Consider the following 21,925-nt stretch of genomic DNA (forward strand, 5'->3'; position numbering starts at 1 on the left):
GAAAATTAAAAAGGTATTAAGTTCAGCAATCCAGACTACCAATAGCAAGCATAACGCGCAGTACTTCTGATTTGGGCAGCCTTATTTCTTTGCTGGGGTTAAATTGCTGCAAAATTAATGTGTCATTACGCCATGCAACGAACTGCTTGATAAAACCTTTATGTTCCTTGGTTTCAACCAAGACAAACCGGCCTTTTGCTACAGCTCGAGAGGGGTGGACGTAAATAAGGTCTCCATTCTTGTACTTCGGCGTCATTGAAGCGCCGCTTACATAAACAGCAAAAGCGTCATTTACGCCTTGCAAATCTGCAGGCCGAAACGTCCAATCAATCGGGTTTTCTTCCACTATCACGTTTCCCTCACTGCCTCCTTGTGCACGTCCTCTAACAGGTAAAGATTTTCGGGTACTAAAAGGCAGGTCTTGTGTACTAGAGATGGGCCTTTTCTTAGTGTGTCGATATGAGCCTTGGGCGCCAACACAGTCGAAGAGTACAGGCTCAATCAGTATGTTGGCATTATCCTTTTCGCGTGTGTATTTATTTTTATTCATAATATGTTCCCTATTTGTTCTCATTATACACAACCATGCAGCGAATTGAACTTAAAAAACACACTCGCCGATATTTTATGAGAATTAGCTGTTCAGTAGTTAAAGTTGGTATCAATCATAGTAATTCGGCCTGTGCTGCCATTGGCACGCGCTTTGCTTAGTATTACTCACGTAATGCTAGCTAAGGCGTAAGTTTAAGTGACGAATGATATGATAATTTTATGTAAGCTGTTGAAATATTTAGAGATAACGCATTTGTTTACACTGCGTGATTTCTGCTGTTTTCACGAGAGAGTAGGTAAAAGTATTCCATCATTCCTGTTTTTAGAGGCAAAAGATTCCATGACAGTTGCTGGTAACAGGGAGATCATTCATGTCTCTTAATGGCATTATTTCAACATCTCTGTCGGGCTTGTTTACTAATCAGGAGGCAATCCGTGTAACGTCAAACAATGTAGCTAATGTTAACACTGAAAACTATGCGCGTGTGCGTGTAAATACCGAAGCCGCTGTTATTCAAGGCACTTCTTCGGGAGTAAGCATTGCTTCGATTGAGCGTGTTGTTGACCAGTTTCTGGAAACGGCTTTACGTACGTCTATCTCGAATACTGAAGAATTCTCTGTTCAGCGGGAGTTTCATGATCGGTTTCAGGGAATTTTGGGCGATCCTGCCTCTGATAGCTCTCTTTCAGCCCGTGTAGATCAATTTTTTAATTCAATTGCTGACCTTACCCTTAACCCAGCTGATGTTTTGCGCAGACAACAAAGCCTTAATGAATTGCAAAGTTTGCTTGATCAAGTAAGCGAGCTACAGGTTCAAATTCAAAATTTACGTTCGGAAGCTAGTCAACAAATTGATCAGACTGTTGATTCAATCAATGCGGAGCTTCAGCGAATAAACGGCCTTAACCCTTTGCTCGTGCGCCAATCAGAAGAATCCGGCGGGCTGGAGGGGCAGCTAGCCGACTCTTTGTCAGCCGTTTCGGAACTTATTGATGTTCGGGTCAACCGAGGTTCTACAGGTTCCGTTACCTTGACCACACAGTCCGGATATCCGCTTGTTGACAGTTCGCTATCTCAACTGAGCTATAATGCGCCTGGTGTGGTAAACTCCGACACTGTGTTTCCTCCGGTTACTATTAACCGTGTTGATGATCAAACTCTGTCAGCTGTTTCTTCACCTGTTGAACTTTCTTCGCATATTAGGTCGGGGCGCCTTGCAGGGTTACTTGATCTGCGTGACAAGCAACTTGTTGATCTGTCTTTAACAGTGGGTGAGTTTGCGGCTCAGTTAGCTGATCAGTTAAATGCCAATCAGAATGCATTTGTTTCTGTGCCACCTCCCAACACACTGACTGGTGAACCAACATTGGTTGACGGTGCTCATGCTACAAACTTTACTGGTGTCGTAACCTTTGCCGTTGTGAATGATCAAAACGTAACACAGTCATCTGTTCAGGTTGATTTCGATAGCACGCCGCCTGCAGATTTTGATGCGTTGGTTTCTCAAGTGAACACTGCGCTTGGAACAGATGGCACTCTTGCTCTCAATAATGGGGTTTTTAGTTTTAGCGCGTCAGACTCTTCGCACGGTGTTGTTATTCACGATGATGAAAACACAGCAAGTCAAAGAGCAGGGCGAGGTTTTAGTCACTTTTTTGGGCTGAATAATTTAATTGAGGCGGATGACCCTGGTATCTATGAAACCGGAATAACTGGTACCGAAGCGCACAACATTACAGCTGGTCAAAGTATTACGTTGCAAGTTGTTGGGGCAGATGGCTCTGAAGTTGATACAGTAAGCGTCACTATTTCAGGTGCCCCGAATGTTACGTATAATGATTTGATCAGCAATGATCTTGGTAATGTGGCAGGATTGGGCGCATATGTGAGCTTTAGCCTCGATGCAAACGGTGAGCTTTCTTATACGGGTCAGGCAGGTTTCGAAAATGTTTCCCTGCGAGTAATCTCAGACTCTACACAAATTGCCAGTACTGGACTGAGTTTTACACGCGCGTTTGGGATTGGTGACACTTTTCGTGCAGATGCGGCAAAGAATGTACGTGTTAGAGACGCTGTATCTGAAGATCCATCGCGGCTTGCACTTAGTGTTTTTGATCCAAGCGCCACACCTCCGAACGCGGCTTTAACAAGCGGTGATCAGCGCGGCGCTCTTGCGCTCCAAAACCTGGAAACATCCCTGGTTGCATTTAATGAAGCAGGCGAACTTCGTGGTGGCAACGTTACATTGACGCAGTATGTCGGCCGGTTGCTTGGAAATGCAGGTCTTATGGCCCAGCGTGCAGAAAATTTTCAGGAAGATAATCTTGCCTTGCAGCAAGAGGTTGCTCAGCGCAATTCCGATGTTTCAGGGGTTAATCTGGATGAGGAGCTTTCCAATCTCGTTATATTCCAGAATGCGTACAACGCTGCCGCTAGAATTTTATCAAGTGTCCAAGAGCTTTATGACTCGCTCTTGGCAGCCGTTTAAGGAGGCGTGTTATGGTTGGTCGGGTATCCAGTTTTGGACAGCAACAGCTTCTAATTCGCAATATATTTCAAAACCAACAAGCACTTTTTGAAGACCAACGGCAAGTGTCTACCGGTAAGCGTGTTGATGACTTTAAAGGTCTTGCGGGTGATACGGGGACAATCCTTGGGTCTCGTTCCTTCAAGTCACGGATTGAAACGTACCAACAAACTATTGATACGATCCGCGGCAAGCTGAATGCCAATGATGTGCAGTTAGGTGGTATTGTAACAGCAGCGGAAGAGCTGAAAGAAAACATCCAGACCGTACTGGCAAATGGTAATGCGCAAGGGTTTGGTGAATTGTTAGAGCAAACCTTTCGGTTTAGTGTAAACTCGTTAAATACTAATATTGACGGTACATATCTCTTTTCTGGTGCTGAGACAGGTACAGTGCCTGTTAATGTTTCAACTCTTGCGGAATTGGATACAACAGAAGCGGCTGGCTCAACGGCTGATGCATTTGATAATGCGTCAATTGCTTTTGAAGCTAGAATTGCTGACGGCGTAAACCTTGAGTTTGGTTTACTTGCGAGTGATGTTGCTACAAGCTTTTTTGATGAGATACTCGCCTTACATAGGCAAGACATAGCAACACCATTTCAAGGTGAGATTGACCCAAGCCAGTTCAGTTTTTTGCAAAACGCTTTACAAAGTCTGGATTCCACTATCGAAGAGTTGCGGCTTGACCAGGTTTCAAATGGGTTATCATTTGAGCGCCTCGAGGTTGTTGACGAGCAACACGCAGACTCTGTTGTATTTCTGGAAACGTTTATTGCAGACCAGGAAGACGTTAATATTGCGGAGGCTGTGACGCGCTTGAACAATGATCAGGTTGCGCTAGAGGCATCTTTCCAGGCGATCAGTTCTTTAAATCAACTGACGCTTTTACGTTTCCTCTAAGTTTGGTTTTCCCTGTATACGCACAAAACTCATTGCTTTTGCTTCTGGCGAGACTACATTGGCGTTTCTGTTTTGCAGAAGGTCTAACTGGTCTAGGGAACACACGTGTCCATCTCAGCCGATGAATTTAAAAAAGGCATGCGCCGCCTAGCGGGTGCGGTCAACATTGTTACCACAACGGATGGTTCTGTTAAGGCAGGTCTGACAGCTACTGCGGTGACTTCATTGTCAGCAGAGCCACCGCGTATTCTAGTGTGTGTGAACCGGGCAGGGGTGACATATGAAACTATTATACGTGGGCGTACGCTTGGTGTGAGCATACTGTCTATGCAGCACAAAGAATTAGCAATGCAATTTGCCGGTATGACGAACCTGTCTGAAACAGATCGTTTTGAAAAAGGTGCCTGGATGACTGATGTGACAGGTGCGCCCTTACTGAAAAACGCTTTAGCGTCATTTGACTGCGATGTAGAAGACACAATGAATGTTGGAAGCCACTGTATTGTCATTGGCAACATTCGCGCGGTACATACTTCAGGTGATGCTGAGGCTAGCCCGCTTTGTTATGCAGATGGGACATGGACGACATTAAGTCCGCTATAAACCGTGTATAAATTACGATTACAATTTTCTGCCTAATTTAATTGAATAAAATAAAGCCATGACGAATCGCAATATGTTGACTCTGTGAATCAACTCGATTCGATATGTTGTGTTTCTGGTGCTTTTTTGTACAACTTTAATGGAGTCCTAAAAAGCCTGATTTTGCTAAGGTATTGATTCTCTGTCCTGAATCTGTATTGTTTAAGTTGTATTAAGTATTTTGGTGGTAATTTATAGCCAAAAGTCGAATTTTGACTTGGTTATTGATTCACGGAGAGGTCGATTGGTCAGTAAAGAGCTTCAGGAATTGTTGCTTTTGGCCCGTGATAAGTCCACGGATGCACGTTCGCGTCTTGTAGAGAATATTACCGATCTATTTTTAACAGATGAAGGCCGCTTGAGTGAGCATGAGCGCGCACTGATGTCGGACATCTTAGGCAAGTTGGTCTCTCAAGTTGAAGCTGATATTAAGAAAGAGCTTTCGCATGCTCTTGCGTCTGGCGGGATTGATTTACCGGAAATTGCGAAGCAGTTAGCATCGGATAGTGTGGAAATAGCGCGTCCATTGCTTGAGCGCAGTAACCTGCTAAAGGATAAAGACCTTATCGAGATTATCCGTATGCGTACGGATGAACACCGTATAGCAATAACCATGCGTGAACAGGTTTCTGAGCCAGTGAGTAACGCGCTTGTGGAATTTGGTAATGAAGATGTTGTCGAGGCGCTTCTCAATAATCATGATGCACAACTAAATAAGCGAGCGATGGAATATCTGGTTGCTGAATCGCGCCGTGTTGATCGTTTTCAGGAACCATTGCTACGCCGTTCTGATTTGCCTGGTGATTTAGCATATCGGATGTACTGGTGGGTTTCTGCCGCTTTACGTAAAAAAATTCTGGCGGACTTTGAAGTTGATCCCGTGATTTTTGAGCATGCTATAAAACGTGCCGCTGGTGTAGCTATGATCGATCAGAATGATGAACAAGGTACCTACATTAAAGCACAGCGTCTTGTTAGGCGTATGTCTGAGAATGGTGAGCTTTCAGTGCAATTTCTTTTGAACGCACTACGACAACAGCGTATTGCTGTTTTTGTTGCTGGCATGGGAGAACTTGGCGGTATCAATTTTAAGACAGCTTGGCGCATATTTTCAGACAAAGGCGGCGAAAGCTTTGCCATTCTTGCGAAAGCTGTTGGCGTTGATCGAAACCAGTTCACTAATATATTTCTGCTTGTTGTTCAGGCGCGCGAAGGTGGAACAGCCATGGCACCTGGTGTGATTAAGGGTATCTTGGAACTGTTTGATGCAACGTCCGAGGAAAATGCGCGTGGAGCACTGCAGGTTTGGCAGCGAGACAGCGCGTATCAGCAAGCTATTGAGGAGCTGGATAAAGTTGGGTGATTGCCAATTGGTAATTGATTACAGGGGACAGCGAATACTGGAAGCAATGTAAATTGGGTAGTTGTTTCCGCTGAGGGAGGTCGAAAATGGTGAAAAGATCACGGGAAAACCTTAAGGTTGTTGATCTTTCGGGACGCAGAGTAAAAGCAAGTGGTGAAAGCGAATCTTTCAACACGACTTTTGCACGTGAAGGGCAATATCCATTGCCCGCTAACGAACAAATATTAGGTATTTTAGCCAATATTTTAGTTGATGAAACACTGCCTTTTTATGCTGCTGCATTAGATGGGACAGTGATTCACATAAATGAATATTACAGTAAAGTTGATGCTTCGCTCGGTGATACCGCTTTATCTCCGGGCGCAGCAGACTGCGTCGGTAAATATCAAGTACCATCACTCAAACCTGTGATAGCTGATGTGCTTGCTAGCGATACTACGGTTCGCGCAGAAGAAATAGTTAATATTAATGGACGAGAACGGGTTTTTCTTGGGCGGCACATGCCTGTACGCAACGAGCGTAAAGAGGTGGTTGCCGTTGCAGGAACGTATGAAGACGTTACTGCGCAAATCCGTGGCATAGAAGCGGCTAATAAAACGCAAGCTCAATTTCAAGACTTTGCAAGGGCTAGTTCCGATTGGTTTTTTGAATGCGATGCGGATCTTCGTATTCGATCTTTGTCCGAACGGTTTACCGCAATTGTAGGCCAGCCTGCATCACTGTTTATTGGCTCGAAATTTGAACAATTTGGTCGTTTTGAAGAAAACCTCGACGGAAAGTTTGAGTCTCGGCATGCATTCAATGCAAGAAAACCGTTCAGGGAACAACTATTTGTTGTTGAGGACCCTTCCGGTACAGAATTAAAGTTTCATCTTTCTGGTGTGCCTGTTTTTAAACGCCATGATGGTTCATTTGAGGGGTACCGCGGCGTTGGAATGGATGTGACTGCCAGATACACTCAAGCAGATGAGCGTCGCGCTGTTCATAATAATCTTGAATCACTTTTGGCCGAGCTAACACGTAAAAATATTGCGCTTGATGTTGCTACAGAACAGGCAACTACTGCTTTGCGGGCAAAAAATGAATTTCTTGCCGCCATGAGCCATGAACTAAGAACGCCTCTAAATGCAATTATTGGCTTTGCCGAAGCATTTCAGCAGCAAACGTTCGGTCAGCTTGATGACGCATATATTGAGTATGCTAGTGATATTGGAAGTTCTGGTCATCATTTGCTGGGTTTGATTAATGACATCCTTGATGTTGCAGTTATTGAAAGTGGCGGGCTTTCATTACAGTTCGACGAAGTGTCATTAGAGCCATTGATTAAAAAAGCAGTTAATATGAATTTAGAAGCTGCTCGTATCAAAGGTTTGAAAACAGACTCTTTGTTTCTAAAAAGTGATGTAAGTGTACTTGTAGACGACCGTCGTGCTACGCAAATTCTTGTTAATTTGCTTTCAAATGCAGTTAAATTTACGCCTGAAGGCGGTGAAATTGGCTTGGAAATCAGCCAGTTAACTGACAAGAATATCAGCCTGACTGTTTGGGACAAAGGTGTTGGTATTTCTGCAGAACATCAGGCAAAGGTATTTGAAAAGTTTCATCAAGTTACCACGCACATATACTCACGGCAGCAAGAAGGCACAGGTTTAGGGCTACATATCTCTCGCGAGCTTGCGAGAAAGATGAATGGCGATCTGACACTTCACAGTGTTGTTGGTGAAGGTAGTCGTTTCACCTTTACGATGCCGCTGGCAACCGGCGAACATAGTAATGATGATTTTATCTAGATAAATCCCGAAAAGGGACGGGCGATAGGTCTCTGCGTTTCGGCGTGGAGGCCTATTGATTTACATGTCATAGCTGCGGTGGTGCATCAGTACATAAATTGTTCGGTAAAAATGCGTTCTGCTAATGTATGTTCTGCATCAAACATCACAAGCAAGCGACGATCCGGTGCTTCCTCAATTTGTACATGGCGCACATCGCGCACTTCATGCATATCAGCCACAGCTGAAACTGGTCGCTTTTGTGGTTGATTTACTGTGACTTCAACTTTCACATGTTGCGGTAACAATGCACCACGCCATCGTCGCGGGCGAAACGCTGATAAAGGTGTTAATGCCAACAGGTCTGCACCCAAAGGTATAATAGGCCCATGCGCCGATAAATTATATGCCGTGCTCCCTGCAGGTGTGGCAACTAGTACACCGTCGCCGATTAGTTCAGGTAAGCGAATGCGTCCGTCGATCGCTACTTGTAGATGGGCCGCTTGTCGTGTTTCACGTAGTAAGGAAACTTCATTAATTGCCAAATGTTCAACAACCTCACCATCACAGCGTGTTGCGCGCATTCTCAAAGGGTGAAGCGTGTATGTGTCAGCGCCTAAAATGCGCTCCATTAAGCTGTCTTCGTTGAAGGCATTCATTAGAAAACCGACGGTTCCCTTATTCATACCGAAAATCGGTTTTTCATAGTCCATATATGTATGAAGGGTTTGCAGCATAAAGCCATCACCACCAAGGGCGACAATAACATCTGCTTCTTTAACGCTTACTGATTTTATGTTTTTTTTCAGTGCTTTAGCAGCGTTTGCGGCGTCGCCAAATTCACTGGCTATGATAGCAATTTTCATATTTTACCGCTTCCCTCGGTTGACCACAATGGTAACATATATCAGATGCATGGGAATGCAAAATTGAGGGTGAATTATTGATTTAGCCGCCGGTTTGACTCATGTGGCGGTTAACCTTGCCAATCATTCTGCCATTACTCATGGCAAAATCATGTCCACGCGGCTTTAAACCCATAGCTTTATCGAGTGCTTGCCCAAGTAGAATTTCAGGGTCATTGCTGCGGAGGGCGGCTCTTAGGTCAACATGATCATCTTGACCCAAACACATATAAATACGGCCAGTACATGTAACGCGTACTCGGTTGCAGCCATCGCAAAAATTGTTAGTGAGCGGCGTTATCAGACCCAAGCGGGCTCCGGTGTTGCCGACCTCAAAATAACGGGCAGGGCCACCTGTGCGATAAAGTGTTGGTGTAAGATTAAACGCTTGATCTAATTTGGTTTTAACGTCTGTCAGTGGAAGGTAGTTATTTTCGCGTGCATCCGAAACATCACCGAGAGGCATCGTTTCAATTAGTGTAATGTCGTTATTATTATTTGTTGCCCAATTAACAAGCTCAGGAATTTCATCTTCATTGAAATGCTTCATGGCAACGGTGTTGATTTTGACTTTAATACCTGCTGCCTTGGCAGCAGTGATGCCGTCTAGAACCGTTTGTAATTTATCGCGCCGACTGATGGCTTCAAATTGCTCTGGGTCAAGTGTATCAAGGGATACATTTATTCGCCTTACACCAGCATCGTATAATGGCTGAGCAAGTAGAGGTAGTTGCGTTCCATTAGTTGTAAGGGTTACTTCATCTAGCCGCCCATTCTCGATTTCTTGACCAAGTGCTTTAACCAACCAGAGTATATTCTTACGAACCAGAGGCTCCCCGCCGGTTAGTCGGATGCGCCGTACACCTCTGTCAATAAATGCACGACTGAGTGTGTACATTTCTTCCAAAGACAATACGTCGTGCTTTGGCAGGAAAACCATGTCTTCTGCCATGCAATACCGGCAGCGCAAATCACACCGATCTGTTACAGAAAGGCGTAAGTAGCTGATCTTACGTCCAAATTGATCCGTAAGTTGACTGTGAAGGCCATCTTTTTGGTGTGAATTATTCATATGAGCAATGTCGGCCTTAACTCTTAAAAGGTCAAGGCTCTAACGATGAATTGTATCTACTGTGCGATAACAAACATGTGTATGTTGTATGCATTGTATTTGTTATTATGCCGTGTCTAATGTTAGCAACTATTATACTGGTACTGTGTGCTATTCGAGTAATAGGGGAAGCTAATGGAATTGGATGTTGTTATTGATGTTGTGTGCCCATGGTGTTTTGTGGGTAAAAGACAGCTTGAAAAAGCGTTAGCAGCACGACCAAATATTGTTACAGCGGTTCGCTGGCGTCCATACCAGCTTTCAGCAGAAACACCTGTTGAAGGTGTGGACCGAGCGGCGCATTATAAGCGCAAGTTCGGTGATAACCCGCAGCTTGCTACTATGCGTAAACACTTGCTGGAAACGGGTGAAAAGCTTGGGATCAACTTTGATTTCGAAAGCCAGTGTTTAATTGCTAACACATTGGATGCACACCGTTTAATCAAATGGGCAATGAGTCCCGGATTGCAAAGTGAGGTTATTGAAGGCCTTATGGTCGCTTATTTTGAAGAAAGTAGGTTTATTGGAGATCATGACCTTCTTGTCAGCATTGCAAGCAAAGCTGGTATGGACGGAGAGCTCGTCAGAGACCTGCTGGCCAGTGATAAAGATAAAGATCTGATATCCGCTGAAGTGCAGCAAGCGCATCAAATGGGTATTCAAGGCGTTCCGATGTATATTTTCAATAACAAAGCTGGGGTTTCAGGTGCACAAGATGCTTCGGTATTGGTACAGGTTATTGATAAGATACAGGCAGAAGCCGCATAAAGTGCTGGTGGGATGATTTTGCAATCACCCCACCGTATATGATTAATAGTTTATCTTTCCTCGACGAACTGGGTTACTCGTAACAATTATTCCCATCGTTCAGTCTGTGGTTAGAATTTAACCAATAAACCTGCTTTAGATTGCCACTGTCCAACATTGTTGCCGTATGTGGTGTAGTCGCCTGACAAACGAAGGCTAAGGTTATCGTTTAATGCACGCTCATATCCGCCGCCAAAACGCCAGCCACCATCATTGAAACTGTTGCCGACTGTAGGGTCGAAGCGCGTTTCTACATAACCTGCTTTACCGTATAATAGATTTGCGCCATCGCCGAATGTTGAGCCCATCAATAAAGATGCGCTCCATTCGTAATCTGTAGCAATGCCTAGTGCGCGATTTTTGTAAGCACTATCACCAAACGTACCTTCGGCACCAAAAACGAACCCGTTATCCATCTGTGTGCGCAAGCCAATAACACCGCCGTAGTACAGGCTGCGATCGCGCTTTACGTCTGTTGCTAGTTTTGTCCAGTCAACACCGGCTTCAATACCACCGTACAAGCCATCAAAATGTTTAGTGTCTTGAGCAAATGCTGCTCCTGAGAAAAGCAGTGTTGCTGCAATTGCTGTCGTTATAGTCGTATTTTTCATTTCGTCCTCCAGAATATCTATAGTTCGCGGCGCCCTGTTTGGCTGTGCGCGAGACAGGGAGAAGATGCAAAACAATTTAGGCGGAGAAACGAGCAATAAGTGGCAACAAAGAGAATAATTAAGGCGGTTTATGGCAATTAGGGCACGCTAAAATACAAAGCTTTAATACCATCAAGGAATGCCCAAGTCTTAGTGGTACAGTTAGCTATGTTTGATAGTTAACTTGATGCTTGTGCGACTGTTGCAAGCTTGCGTGTTATGGCAGCTACAGCTTTTAGCCGTGCACCAATTTTATCCATACGCGCCATATAGACCAACTTATGGTCAGGGCGGAGCTTCGCGGTTGTGCCTGTTGAAGATATAAACTCAATTAAACCAGCCGGATTTGCAAATGTATCATCACGGAAACTAAGCACTAACCCTTTTGGTCCTGCTTCAAGTTTATCGATGCCGGCCCGTTTGCTGTGACCCTTGATAATCATGATGGCTGCCAGTTGTTTTACTTCTGATGGAAGAGGGCCAAAACGGTCGATCATTTCTGCACAAAAGGCGTCAACATCTTCGCGCGTATCCAAATCAGCAAGACGCCGATACAATGCCATCCGCTGTGTAAGGTCTGGTACATATCGTTCAGGGATCATGACAGTTGCGCCGAGATTGATCTGCGGAGACCAATCCGTTTCATTGTATTCATCATCCGGGTCACCTGACCGCGCCTCTTCAACAGCTTCTTCAAGCATTTTTTGGTACAGTTCAACGCCAACCTCGCGGATATGACCTGATTGTTCGTCGCCCAGCAGATTACCGGCCCCTCGGATGTCCATATCATGGCTTGCAATACTGAAACCTGCGCCCAGTGTATCAAGCGTTTGCAAGACCTGGAGGCGTTTCTCGGCACCTTCCGTGATCCTTTTGCCCGCCGGCGTTGTCAAATATGCATATGCCCGTGTTTTGGATCGTCCAACGCGCCCACGTAACTGGTACATTTGTGCGAGGCCAAACATGTCTGCCCTATGAATGACCATTGTATTTGCGGTTGGAATATCAATGCCAGATTCGATGATCGTTGTGGATAATAAAACATCATACCGACCTTCATAAAACGCGGTCATGACGTCCTCTATTGTTTTAGGCGGCATTTGACCGTGTGCCATAATGAATTTCACTTCGGGCACTTCTTCTCGCAAGAAGCGCGCGGCATCTTCAAGGTCCGCAACACGCGGGCATACATAAAAGCTTTGGCCGGCACGATAATGTTCACGCAGCAAGGCTTCCCGCACCACCATAGGGTCAAATGGCAATACAAATGTACGCACAGCAAGGCGGTCTACTGGCGGTGTAGCGATTAAAGACAGGTCACGGATGCCGGACATTGCCATTTGTAATGTGCGCGGAATAGGGGTTGCGGTTAGTGTTAAGACATGAACATTTGCTTTCAGTGATTTCAGACGTTCCTTGTGAGCAACACCAAAATGCTGCTCTTCATCGACGATTAATAGGCCCATTTCCTTGAACGCAACGTCTTTTGCAAGCAAGGCATGTGTGCCGATAACGATATCAAGCGTGCCGTTACGCATCTCTTCTTTTGTGGCTTTAGCATCCTTTGCACTTACAAGTCTCGAGAGCTGCGCAACACGTACTGGCAGTCCTTTAAAGCGTTCAGTAAAATTTAAATGATGTTGCCGTGCCAGAAGCGTTGTTGGTGCGACAAGGGCTACTTGATGACCAGCCATTACGGCAAGGAAAGCAGCACGCAGCGCGACTTCAGTTTTACCAAAACCTACATCACCGCAGACAAGACGGTCCATTGGCTTGCCTGATGCGAGATCGCTCGCGACATCGGCTATTGATCGTAATTGATCTTCTGTCTCAGTATAGGGAAAACGTGCACAAAATTCGTCGTACAAACCCTCAGGTGTGTTTATGCGCTGCCCTTCCTTTAGGGCGCGTGCTGCTGCCAACTTGATCAATTGATCCGCCATTTCGCGGATACGCTTTTTCATTTTAGCTTTGCGCGCTTGCCAGGCAACCCCGCCAAGTTTGTCTAATTGTCCGCCCGCGTCTTCACTGCCGTAGCGCGATAGAATTTCGATGTTTTCGACCGGAACAAAAAGCTTGTCGCCGCCAAGGTATGTAAGTTGTAGGCAATCATGTGCAGCACCAGAGACAGTAATTGTTTCCAATCCATCAAATCGCCCGATGCCGTGGCTTGCATGAACAACCAAATCGCCCGGGTTAAGCGCGCTGGCTTCCTTCAGGAAATTGTCTGCGCGTTTGCTGCGGCGTGATTTGCGCACCAAACGGTCACCCAGTATGTCCTGCTCTGAAATAATAGCTAGATCATCTGTTTCGAAACCAGATTCGATCGGTAATACAGTGACAGCTATGCCTTGTTTGTTCTCTGTGCGAATGCTTGCCCAACTGTCAGCTATTGCGACAGGCGAAAGGTCGTGGTCTTCGAGCACACCTTTCATGCGGTCTGCGGCTCCGGTAGAGTAGCTTGCAAAAACAATACGTTTGCCGTCTTTGCGCAGTGCATTCACATGGTCGCGTACAGCATCGTATACGTTAAGCTCTTTATTGTTGCGTTCTGGGCCGAAGTTACGCCCTTGGCGTGCGCTAAAACCAACTGCATCGAATGCTTTTGGAACATCAAACGGTGTGACGCGGCGTACGTTCAATTCTTCCAGCTGCTCTTCCCATTCGTCTTTGCTTAAATAAAGAGCGATTGCTGGAATAGGCTTGTATGGCGGCGCAGTATTATCTTTGTTTGCCTTGGCAATTTGCCAACCTTCATGGCGGGATTTGTAATAATCAGCAATGGCATCAAGGCGTTCGTTAATTGCTTCATCTGTTTGATGGTCAGTTAACAAAACAGGGTTTTTAACATAGTCAAATAGTGAAGCGAGCGTTTCATGAAACATAGGTAGCCAATGTTCGGCGCCCTGATGCTTACGTCCCTCGCTAATAGATTCGTAAAGAAGGTCGTCAGATCGTGCAGGGCCAAAGGTGGCAACATAGTTTTTTCTGAACCGCGTAATCGTGCCAGCGTCCAGCGCAAATTCACTCGCAGGCTTAAGGTTTAGACTGTTGGCTTTGCCCGTAGTGCGTTGATCAAGTGGGTCAAAACGGCGAATAGTGTCTAATTCATCACCAAAGAAATCCAAACGAAGTGGCTCTTTGTATGCAGGAGGGAAGATATCAATAAGGCCGCCACGAATAGCAAATTCGCCGGGCTCCATCACTTGTCCGGTGCGGTTATACCCATTTGCCGCTAAAAAATCGGCAAGGGTGTTCATATCAACTTTATCGCCGGGCGTAGCATTGAATGTTGCATCTTTAACAGAGTGCGCCGCGGGCATTCGCTGTAGGGCAGCATTAACAGTTGTGAGAATAAGGCGTGGTTTTTTTGTGTTTTCATTCGCAAGCGCGGATAGCGCTGCCATTCTCCTTGCAACAATTTCAGGCTGAGGGCTGACACGGTCATAAGGCAGACAGTCCCATGCGGGTAGTACGATTAGGTCGAGTTTTGGTGCAAAGAATTTAATAGCGCTAATAGTGGATGAAAGCCGTGCATCGTCGCGCAATATATGTAGGACAGGCCTTTTGTCGTCAGCAAATGCGCGCTCGGTTATTGTTGCAAGCAACATTGCATCATAACCAGCAGGTACACCTGCAACGGTTAAAGGAATGTCATTGCTAAGAATATCGTCTAAACTCATAACGGCTTAATAGTCCAATTACATAATTGAAGGCCTTTGCGGCAGTTACTTTGCTTTAAGGACCATGAAATCAAGCTTTTGAAGGCGGCTCATCATATTTCCTTGAAATTTCTCGGGAACGCCTTCACCGCTCGTTACCCATTGCAAGATTTCATGATCTTGTTCTTCAAATAGGCTTTCAAACCAGGCACAATCAGTTTCATCGAAGTTTTTGACATTGGCTTCTACGAAGTTTCCAAAAATCAAATCAAGTTCTTTAATGCCGCGATGCCACGCCCTGAACAAAAGACGCCTGCGCCGATTTTCCAGGTCAATATCGCCGTGTGGATCATAGCTGTTTTCAGTCATTTTTGCCTGCCTTTTCACGCTGCCCATTGGCGAGCGCGACACCATAAGCTATGGTCCAAAAAGGTCAAACTGAAACTTTGGCTTTGATACCAAATTTTTGGCTGAAAACAGCGATTTATAATGAGGTTTTGTGGCAATGCGGCCCGAGGTTCTGTTCGATTACTTTGCTGACATTGAGCGTTTGCCAGGAATTGGCAAGCGTAACAAATTAGCAATTGAACGCATTGCCGGTGACAGGATGGTGCATTTGCTTATGCATATGCCAACAGGCTTGATCGACAGGCGTTACAGGCCATCTTTAATTGATGCTGTTCCTGGCAGCATTGTTACAGTGCTTGTCACTGTTGATAAACATGTGAGGCTGGCGAACAGACGTGCACCATACCGTGTGCAATGCCATGACGACACAGGCGAGTTAACGCTTGTGTTCTTTAATCCACGCGCTGATTGGCTGAATAAACAACTTCCTGAAGGTGAACCGCGCCTGATTAGTGGGCGACTTGAGGAATATCAGGGCAAGCTTCAAATTACACACCCTGATTATATGGTAAATCCGGATAACACCGCCGAGATGCCTGAGCTTGAAACAATATATCCTTTAACAGCAGGTCTGTCTGGTAAGGTTTTGCGCAAGGCAGTTGCTGTTGCGTTGGATAGCGTTCCACCATTACCGGAATGGCAAAACTCCAGTGTAATGAAGCGCGATAGCTGGCCATCATTTACTGATGCATTAAAAACGGTCCATGCGCCTCAAGCGATAGAAGATTTGAATGCGAGTTCATTGGCGCGTCGACGTTTGGCATGCGATGAATTACTTGCAACACAGCTTGCCCTTGCGATTGTTCGTGAACGAACAAGGCGTAAACGTGGCCGTCGATTAGTCGGCGACGGTACTATTCGCGGCAAAATATTAGCGGCACTTCCATTTAGCCTGACCAATGATCAGCAAACAGCTTTGCAGGAAATTGTCAGTGATCTGGAGAACGAGCGTGCAATGTTGCGCCTGATGCAAGGTGATGTTGGTAGCGGCAAAACTGTTGTGGCGTTGTTGGCCGCTGCTGCCGCTGCCGAGGCTGGAGTTCAGACTGCATTGCTCGCGCCAACCGAGATTTTGGCGCGGCAACACCTGGAAACTATTGAACCACTTGCAAACGCCGCTGGGTTGAAAGTGGCATTATTAACTGGACGCAATAAAGGAAAACCACGCACAGCATTGCTGGAAACGCTTGCTGCCGGCGATATTGATATACTTGTTGGTACACACGCGATCATTCAGGATGACGTGGTATTTAAAGATTTGGGTTTTGCGATCATTGATGAGCAGCACCGTTTTGGTGTACAGCAACGCCTGACGTTGGCAAGCAAAGCGCAATTCGGTGTCGATGTGCTTGGTATGACAGCAACACCCATTCCTCGCACGCTTACGCTCACTGCATACGGCGATATGGATGTTTCGCTTATTCGCGAAAAACCACCGGGTCGTATGCCGGTTGATACACGCGTTGTAGCGCTTGATAGATTATCAGATGTAGCTGCCGGTATTGGCCGCGCAGTGCAAGCTGGTGCGCGGGCATACTGGGTGTGTCCGTTGGTGGAGGAAAGCGAGCTGCTCGACATTGCAGCCGCGGAAGAACGCTTCGCGACCCTTAGGCATATGTTCGGAGATCAAGTCGGTCTTGTACACGGCAAGATGAAAGCCCTTGAAAAAGATGCAGTGATGGAACAGTTCCAGCGCGGCGAGATTAGTATACTTGTTTCGACCACTGTAATTGAAGTGGGAGTGAACGTGCCGGAAGCTACAATTATGGTGATTGAGCATGCTGAACGTTTTGGTCTGTCGCAACTACATCAGTTGCGCGGCCGGGTAGGGCGAAGCGATCTGCAATCCCGTTGTATTTTGCTGCGCGCTAACGAAATCGGTGAGGTGGCGCGCTCGCGGCTTAAAATAATGCGGGAAACTGAAGATGGTTTCTTAATCGCTGAGGAAGACTTGCGTCTTCGTGGTGGCGGTGAAGTGCTTGGTACCAAGCAAAGCGGCTTGCCTGAGTTTAAGCTTGTTGACTTTGGTGAGCACGCGGACCTCATTGAACTTGCCCGCGACGATGCGCGCCTTATCATTAACAAAGATCCTGAATTAACCAGTGAGCGCGGGAAAAATTTACGTTGTTTGCTGTATCTGTTTGAACGGGATGAAGGCGTGCGCCTGATGCAATCGGGCTAATTAATTAGAGGCTATCTATGGCGTGGAAAAAAAAGCTGGCGGAAAAGAAAAAACGCGAGCGGCTTGCCGAAAGGATGGGCGGTGCTGATAAAGTCGCACGTCAACATAGTCGCGGCAAACTGGATGTGCGAGCACGTGTCCACAAAATGGCTGACCCTGGTAGTTTCCGTGAAATTGGTAAGCTCGCAGGCAAAGGGCATTACGATGCTGAAGGTGAATTAGAAGACTTCACACCAGCCAACATGATATTTGGTAAAGCTGAGGTTAATGGTCGTCCTACGGTTATCGTTGGTGATGATTTTACCGTGCGCGGCGGTGCGGCTGATGCAGCCATATGGCGCAAAGGCATGATGGCCGAGCAGATGGCCCACGAATACAAGTTGCCTCTTATTCGATTGATTGACGGTACCGGAGGCGGTGGCTCGGTGAAATCGCTTGAGGATATGGGGCTTACGTATGTGCCGTATCTGCCGGGCTGGGAACATGTGGTTAAAAACCTTGAAAGCGTGCCAGTTGTCTCGCTTGCGCTAGGCTCGGTTGCGGGCCTTGGTGCCGCGCGTGTTGTGGCATCCCACTATAGTGTAATGGTCAAGGGCATGTCGCACATGTTTACGGCTGGGCCTGCTGTGGTTGCCGCTATCGGTGAAACGCTTGATAAAGAACAACTTGGCGGTGCGGACATTCATGCCCGAAACGGTGCGGTGGACGATGTGGTGGACAGCGAGGAAGCGGCGTTTGAAGCTGCCCGTACGTTCCTGTCGTATTTGCCGCAGGCTGTTGGCATGAAGGCTGAAAGGCTGGAGACCACAGACGGTATTGAGCGCCGGGATGAAAGCCTTCTGAAAGCCGTGCCCGAAGATCGTCAAAAAGCATACTCCATGCGCGCAATCCTGAAGTCAGTTGTGGATAAAGGCAGCCTGTTTGAAATGGGGCGTTTTTGGGGGCAGGCTACGATAACAGCGTTCGCACGGCTTGATGGTTGGCCGGTGGCGGTTCTGGCATCCGACCCCAGTTTTCTTGGTGGTTCATGGACGGCCGATACTGCCCGTAAAGTTGAGCGGTTTGTTAAATTAGCGAACACTTTTGGCTTGCCGGTGGTACATTTTGTAGACAATCCGGGCTTTATGATTGGCCTTGAGGCTGAGAAAGCGGCAACTATTCGCTTCGGCGTTGATGCCCTGAACGGGATCTATACGTCCAAAGTACCGTGGGCGACGGTGATTATTCGCAAGGCATACGGCGTGGCTGGTGCCGCAATGAGCGATCACACACGGTTTCAGTATCGTTTTGCGTGGCCTTCGGGCGATTGGGGCAGTTTGCCATTAGAGGGCGGCATTGAAGTTGCCTACAAAGCTGAACTTGAGGCAAGCGATGACCCGGAAGCGCACCTTGCCGACATTAAAGCACGCCTTGATAAAGTGCGCAGCCCGTTCCGCACGGCAGAAGCCTTTATGATTGAAGATGTTATTGACCCACGCGAAACACGACCGCTGCTATGTGAGTTCACGAATTTGGCGCAAAGCAAATCATCATGATTAAAGAAGATATTGCAGGACGAAAGTTTGCTGTTTTTAGTAAAACTAAGCAAAAGAACTTTAAATTGATTTTGGCGTCTATCGGAGGTGCTGCGATTTTTGCATATTGGATTGTTACTAGCAAAAATAATGATGTAAACGCAACCGGCTTACGATTTATCGACTTTATTTATCCTGCTATTATTCTGATTGGGGGATTAGCTAAGACACTTTATGATGCGCATTTGGATATGCCGTATCTTAATTTTACGGAAGATCAATTTTATTTTGATAATGATGGTAAAGAGACACGTCATTATTGGCGGGACGTCATTGATATAAAAGAAGTCGAATTAATCGATAGAAGTGTGTCGCTTAAAGACAAGGTTGTGTTAATTGTTAAGAGCGATAAGAATGAATTTAAGATCGACCCAAGAGATATCAATTACAATAATTCGGATGTGGCCGCGATAGCTAAGGAATTTTGGCGTAGCGCAATTACAAAAATAAGTTAGCTAAGCTCTTTCTCATAAACTCTATACGTTTTGTAAACAACACAGCCGATTTCCTCGAGGATGGATCGCATCCCGTCATTGTCTTCCAGTATCCACCCCAGTTCGCCCCAATAAGCGCCGCGTTCTTGCACATGTTCGCGGCTAACATCAATCATCCACATTGACATAGCCGCACCTAGTGGCCCTTTCTGGAATTTCTTGCGTACACCCATTAATGGAACACGGCACCGGTCTTCTTTACCGTTCATCATGCGGTATAGCAGCTTGAAAATGCCTGTCGGGAACAGCTTTCCATCAATGTCGTGCATTTTGTGGTTCACGTCCGGTATGGTCAGCATAAATGCCACTGGTTCACCGTCATACTCGCAGATGTATGTACGGTATGGTTTAACAACAGGTTTCAGGCTTTTGGCACCATGAGCTACTTCATTTTCAGTGAACGGCACATAACCCCAATTGTCGCTCCATGCTTCGTTATAGATATCAAGAACAACAGCGACTTCTTCGTCAAAGCGCTTCATATCAATTGGGCGCATGGTCACACGCTTGTTCTTCTGCGCCATTTTTACAATGCGCTTGGCGCGGTCTGGCATGGGAATGGTGAGATCAAGCGAGTAGGCAAACATATCTTTGGCTTTGTCTAGGCCATGGTTTTTTAAAAAAGCATCATATTGCGGCCTGCCATGTGGCATCATAACGCATGGTGGTGTATCGAAACCATCTACAAGTGTGCCCACTTCTTCAGCAGAAGAGAAAGACCATGGGCCTTGCATTCGCTTCATGCCACGTTCCTTGAGCCATGCTTCTGCGGTTTTGAGCAGTTTGTCTGCAACGTCTTTATCGACAGCTTCGAAAAACCCGAAGTGACCAAGGTTTGGCCCCCACTTTTCTTGAGCGAGGCTATCAATTTGTGCGCTGATGCGCCCAACCAGCTTGCCTTCACGCTTTGCAATCCATAACGATACGTCGGCATGCTCAAAATATGGGTTTTTGTCTGCGCGCAACACATCCATGCGTTCCATTGTCAGAGGCTGAATCCATTGTGGATCATCCGCATAAACGGTGCGTGTGACATTGATAAAGTCTTTTAGGCCTTTATTGTCGGTAATTGGATGCACAGTAATGGCAGAAGATGCTGTCACGGTTATTCCTCTTGTCTTTCAAACATGCATTATCGATAACGCGTTACATGCATAATGCAAGGCGATTGCGTATTCGGGCGACAATTTAAGTGGAATAATTGCTAGCGGTTTTGTGCAGCTCTGCTTTCGCGCCATAACTGTGCAACTGCAGACCATAGATTTTTGCGACTAGCAGCAAGAAACAAGCGATTGTCAGGCAGTTCGTCCTTTAACCTAAAATAAGCGGTCTCCAACGCATGGTAAGGCATGCCAGGAAATAGGTGGTGTGTTGCATGGAAGCGAAGCCCCACTGGCGCCCACAAGCTTGAAATGTAGCGATTGCCAGGCACATCGACGCTATCCAAAAATTCCTGCTGCTGGTTCATGCGTTCGCGGCCGCCATTACGGTAGGCGTGAGCCGCTAGTGTGCGCAAACCATTGAGGATAAAGATAGCGACTGTAACAACATACCAAACGGCAAAGAAAGCGAGAGGCAACACATCAATATAAAACAGGGCAAACGCTGAGTAAGCGTATATTCCAGTAATGATATCCTCAATGAGCCAGCTGGATTCTTGATCTTTTTTAGGTAATGGACGGATATAATTGTAGTCGATCACAAGGCTACTTGCGCGCTGCCAGATGTAATTGCGGAAACGTGTGTTCAGAAGTGTTAAAGGCATAAGGATCATGTAGCGTGCGACAAGCAGCACCGGCACGAGCACAGCCTGAATGATAAAAGCAATGATTTTCCATGGCTTATCAACAGCAAAAGGCAAGTACTCACCGTCTTCTGCAGTGCCGTAGTGCTGCGGCTTATGGTGATCTATGTGCACATCAGCATATGTGTATGCAGGTACCATCATGGGCATGCCGCATGTGGCGTTCCAAAACCGTCGATACCAAGTAAATGTTCCTTTACGGAAATGAGCAAGCTCATGAATAAAGATAACACCGCGGTACAAGGCAAGTGTTGCAATAATTATTGCAATAATTTGTATGAAAGATCCCAATGGAGTTAGGGTTGCTGCTGCAACTGCACCCCAGCCAAGAGCCGCGCTTATCGTGAAATCTGTCCAGTAAATACGTGCATTAGGTTTCCAGAGGTCGCGCACCAGGCGTCGCGACTCTTTCAATGGAAAGTTTTCTGCTTCAGGATGCGCACCGGAAACAATTGTGGTTTCTTGTTCCACATCAATTTCATCTTTATTTACTACAGCTTGCATTATTACCTGTCATATTCTTGTCAGAACTTCTGACATCTATGGGATCGATTATTATATCTTGTCTCGTA

17 protein-coding genes are annotated in these 21,925 nt (G+C 46.3%); 9 read left to right on the forward strand and 8 right to left on the reverse strand.

All coding sequences use genetic code 11. The features are described from left to right. Positions 1–22 precede the first annotated feature (22 nt). Positions 23–550 carry a S24 family peptidase gene (locus tag OEU88_RS16310; RefSeq protein WP_262696277.1) on the reverse strand — a complete coding sequence of 176 codons (528 nt, stop codon included), beginning with the start codon at positions 548–550 and terminating at the stop codon, positions 23–25. Between the two features lie 373 nt (positions 551–923). Here OEU88_RS16310 and flgK point away from each other — a divergent pair, with 373 nt between their 5' ends. The 5 genes from flgK (at position 924) to OEU88_RS16335 (ending at position 7,777) form a co-directional block, all read left to right on the forward strand. Beyond that, positions 924–3,041 (forward strand): flagellar hook-associated protein FlgK, encoded by a 2,118-nt coding sequence (flgK, locus tag OEU88_RS16315; RefSeq protein WP_262696278.1) that lies wholly within the window; start codon positions 924–926, stop codon positions 3,039–3,041. Between the two features lie 11 nt (positions 3,042–3,052). After that, positions 3,053–3,982 carry a flagellin gene (locus tag OEU88_RS16320; RefSeq protein WP_262696279.1) on the forward strand — a complete coding sequence of 310 codons (930 nt, stop codon included), beginning with the start codon at positions 3,053–3,055 and terminating at the stop codon, positions 3,980–3,982. Positions 3,983–4,087: 105 nt separating this feature from the next. Beyond that, complete coding sequence (locus OEU88_RS16325) at positions 4,088–4,585, forward strand: flavin reductase family protein (protein WP_262696280.1); 498 nt, start codon at positions 4,088–4,090, stop codon at positions 4,583–4,585. Positions 4,586–4,868: 283 nt separating this feature from the next. Beyond that, complete coding sequence (locus tag OEU88_RS16330) at positions 4,869–5,987, forward strand: DUF2336 domain-containing protein (RefSeq protein ID WP_262696281.1); 1,119 nt, start codon at positions 4,869–4,871, stop codon at positions 5,985–5,987. 86 nt (positions 5,988–6,073) lie between these two features. Next, positions 6,074–7,777 carry a PAS domain-containing sensor histidine kinase gene (locus tag OEU88_RS16335; RefSeq protein ID WP_262696282.1) on the forward strand — a complete coding sequence of 568 codons (1,704 nt, stop codon included), beginning with the start codon at positions 6,074–6,076 and terminating at the stop codon, positions 7,775–7,777. A gap of 86 nt (positions 7,778–7,863) precedes the next feature. Here OEU88_RS16335 and OEU88_RS16340 read toward each other — a convergent pair whose 3' ends face one another. Continuing rightward, the gene (locus OEU88_RS16340; RefSeq protein WP_262696283.1) at positions 7,864–8,622 is read right to left on the reverse strand and encodes an NAD kinase; all 759 of its coding nucleotides are present in this window, start codon (positions 8,620–8,622) and stop codon (positions 7,864–7,866) included. An 82-nt stretch (positions 8,623–8,704) separates the two neighbouring features. Further along, a complete protein-coding gene (gene moaA, locus OEU88_RS16345; RefSeq protein WP_262696284.1) occupies positions 8,705–9,733 on the reverse strand; it encodes a GTP 3',8-cyclase MoaA in 1,029 nt (342 codons plus the stop codon). 174 nt (positions 9,734–9,907) lie between these two features. Here moaA and OEU88_RS16350 point away from each other — a divergent pair, with 174 nt between their 5' ends. Further along, positions 9,908–10,540, forward strand: coding sequence for a DsbA family oxidoreductase (locus OEU88_RS16350; RefSeq protein ID WP_262696285.1), 633 nt, complete (start codon positions 9,908–9,910; stop codon positions 10,538–10,540). A gap of 110 nt (positions 10,541–10,650) precedes the next feature. On the opposite strand, the gene OEU88_RS16355 is transcribed toward OEU88_RS16350, so the two are convergent. The 3 genes from OEU88_RS16355 to OEU88_RS16365 form a co-directional block, all read right to left on the reverse strand. After that, entirely contained in the window at positions 10,651–11,190 is a 540-nt protein-coding gene (locus tag OEU88_RS16355; protein WP_262696286.1) for an outer membrane protein, read from the reverse strand. Positions 11,191–11,408: 218 nt separating this feature from the next. After that, positions 11,409–14,912, reverse strand: coding sequence for a transcription-repair coupling factor (gene mfd / locus OEU88_RS16360; protein ID WP_262696287.1), 3,504 nt, complete (start codon positions 14,910–14,912; stop codon positions 11,409–11,411). A gap of 45 nt (positions 14,913–14,957) precedes the next feature. After that, entirely contained in the window at positions 14,958–15,260 is a 303-nt protein-coding gene (locus tag OEU88_RS16365; protein WP_262696288.1) for an FAD assembly factor SdhE, read from the reverse strand. Between the two features lie 136 nt (positions 15,261–15,396). On the opposite strand from OEU88_RS16365, the gene recG reads away from it, so the two are divergent. The 3 genes from recG to OEU88_RS16380 are packed head-to-tail and all read left to right on the forward strand — an operon-like array spanning position 15,397 to position 19,510. Then, positions 15,397–17,481: an ATP-dependent DNA helicase RecG gene (recG, locus tag OEU88_RS16370; protein WP_262696314.1), complete on the forward strand. Its 2,085-nt coding sequence runs from the start codon at positions 15,397–15,399 to the stop codon at positions 17,479–17,481. Positions 17,482–17,498: 17 nt separating this feature from the next. Further along, positions 17,499–19,016, forward strand: coding sequence for an acyl-CoA carboxylase subunit beta (locus OEU88_RS16375; protein WP_262696289.1), 1,518 nt, complete (start codon positions 17,499–17,501; stop codon positions 19,014–19,016). Next, on the forward strand, positions 19,013–19,510 hold the full coding sequence (locus tag OEU88_RS16380; RefSeq protein ID WP_262696290.1) for a hypothetical protein: 498 nt from the start codon (positions 19,013–19,015) through the stop codon (positions 19,508–19,510). The genes OEU88_RS16375 and OEU88_RS16380 overlap by 4 nt, the downstream gene beginning before the upstream one ends. Here the strand turns inward: OEU88_RS16380 and OEU88_RS16385 are convergent. Together OEU88_RS16385 and OEU88_RS16390 are read right to left on the reverse strand one after the other, a co-directional pair. Next, the gene (locus tag OEU88_RS16385; protein WP_262696291.1) at positions 19,507–20,652 is read right to left on the reverse strand and encodes a GNAT family N-acetyltransferase; all 1,146 of its coding nucleotides are present in this window, start codon (positions 20,650–20,652) and stop codon (positions 19,507–19,509) included. The two genes, OEU88_RS16380 and OEU88_RS16385, sit on opposite strands and share 4 nt — an antisense overlap. A gap of 101 nt (positions 20,653–20,753) precedes the next feature. Further along, complete coding sequence (locus tag OEU88_RS16390; protein ID WP_262696292.1) at positions 20,754–21,857, reverse strand: fatty acid desaturase family protein; 1,104 nt, start codon at positions 21,855–21,857, stop codon at positions 20,754–20,756. Positions 21,858–21,925 lie beyond the last annotated feature (68 nt).

Origin of the sequence: Kordiimonas aquimaris (assembly GCF_025574485.1) — a bacterium.
GTDB classification, from domain to species: Bacteria; Pseudomonadota; Alphaproteobacteria; order Sphingomonadales; family Kordiimonadaceae; genus Kordiimonas; species Kordiimonas aquimaris.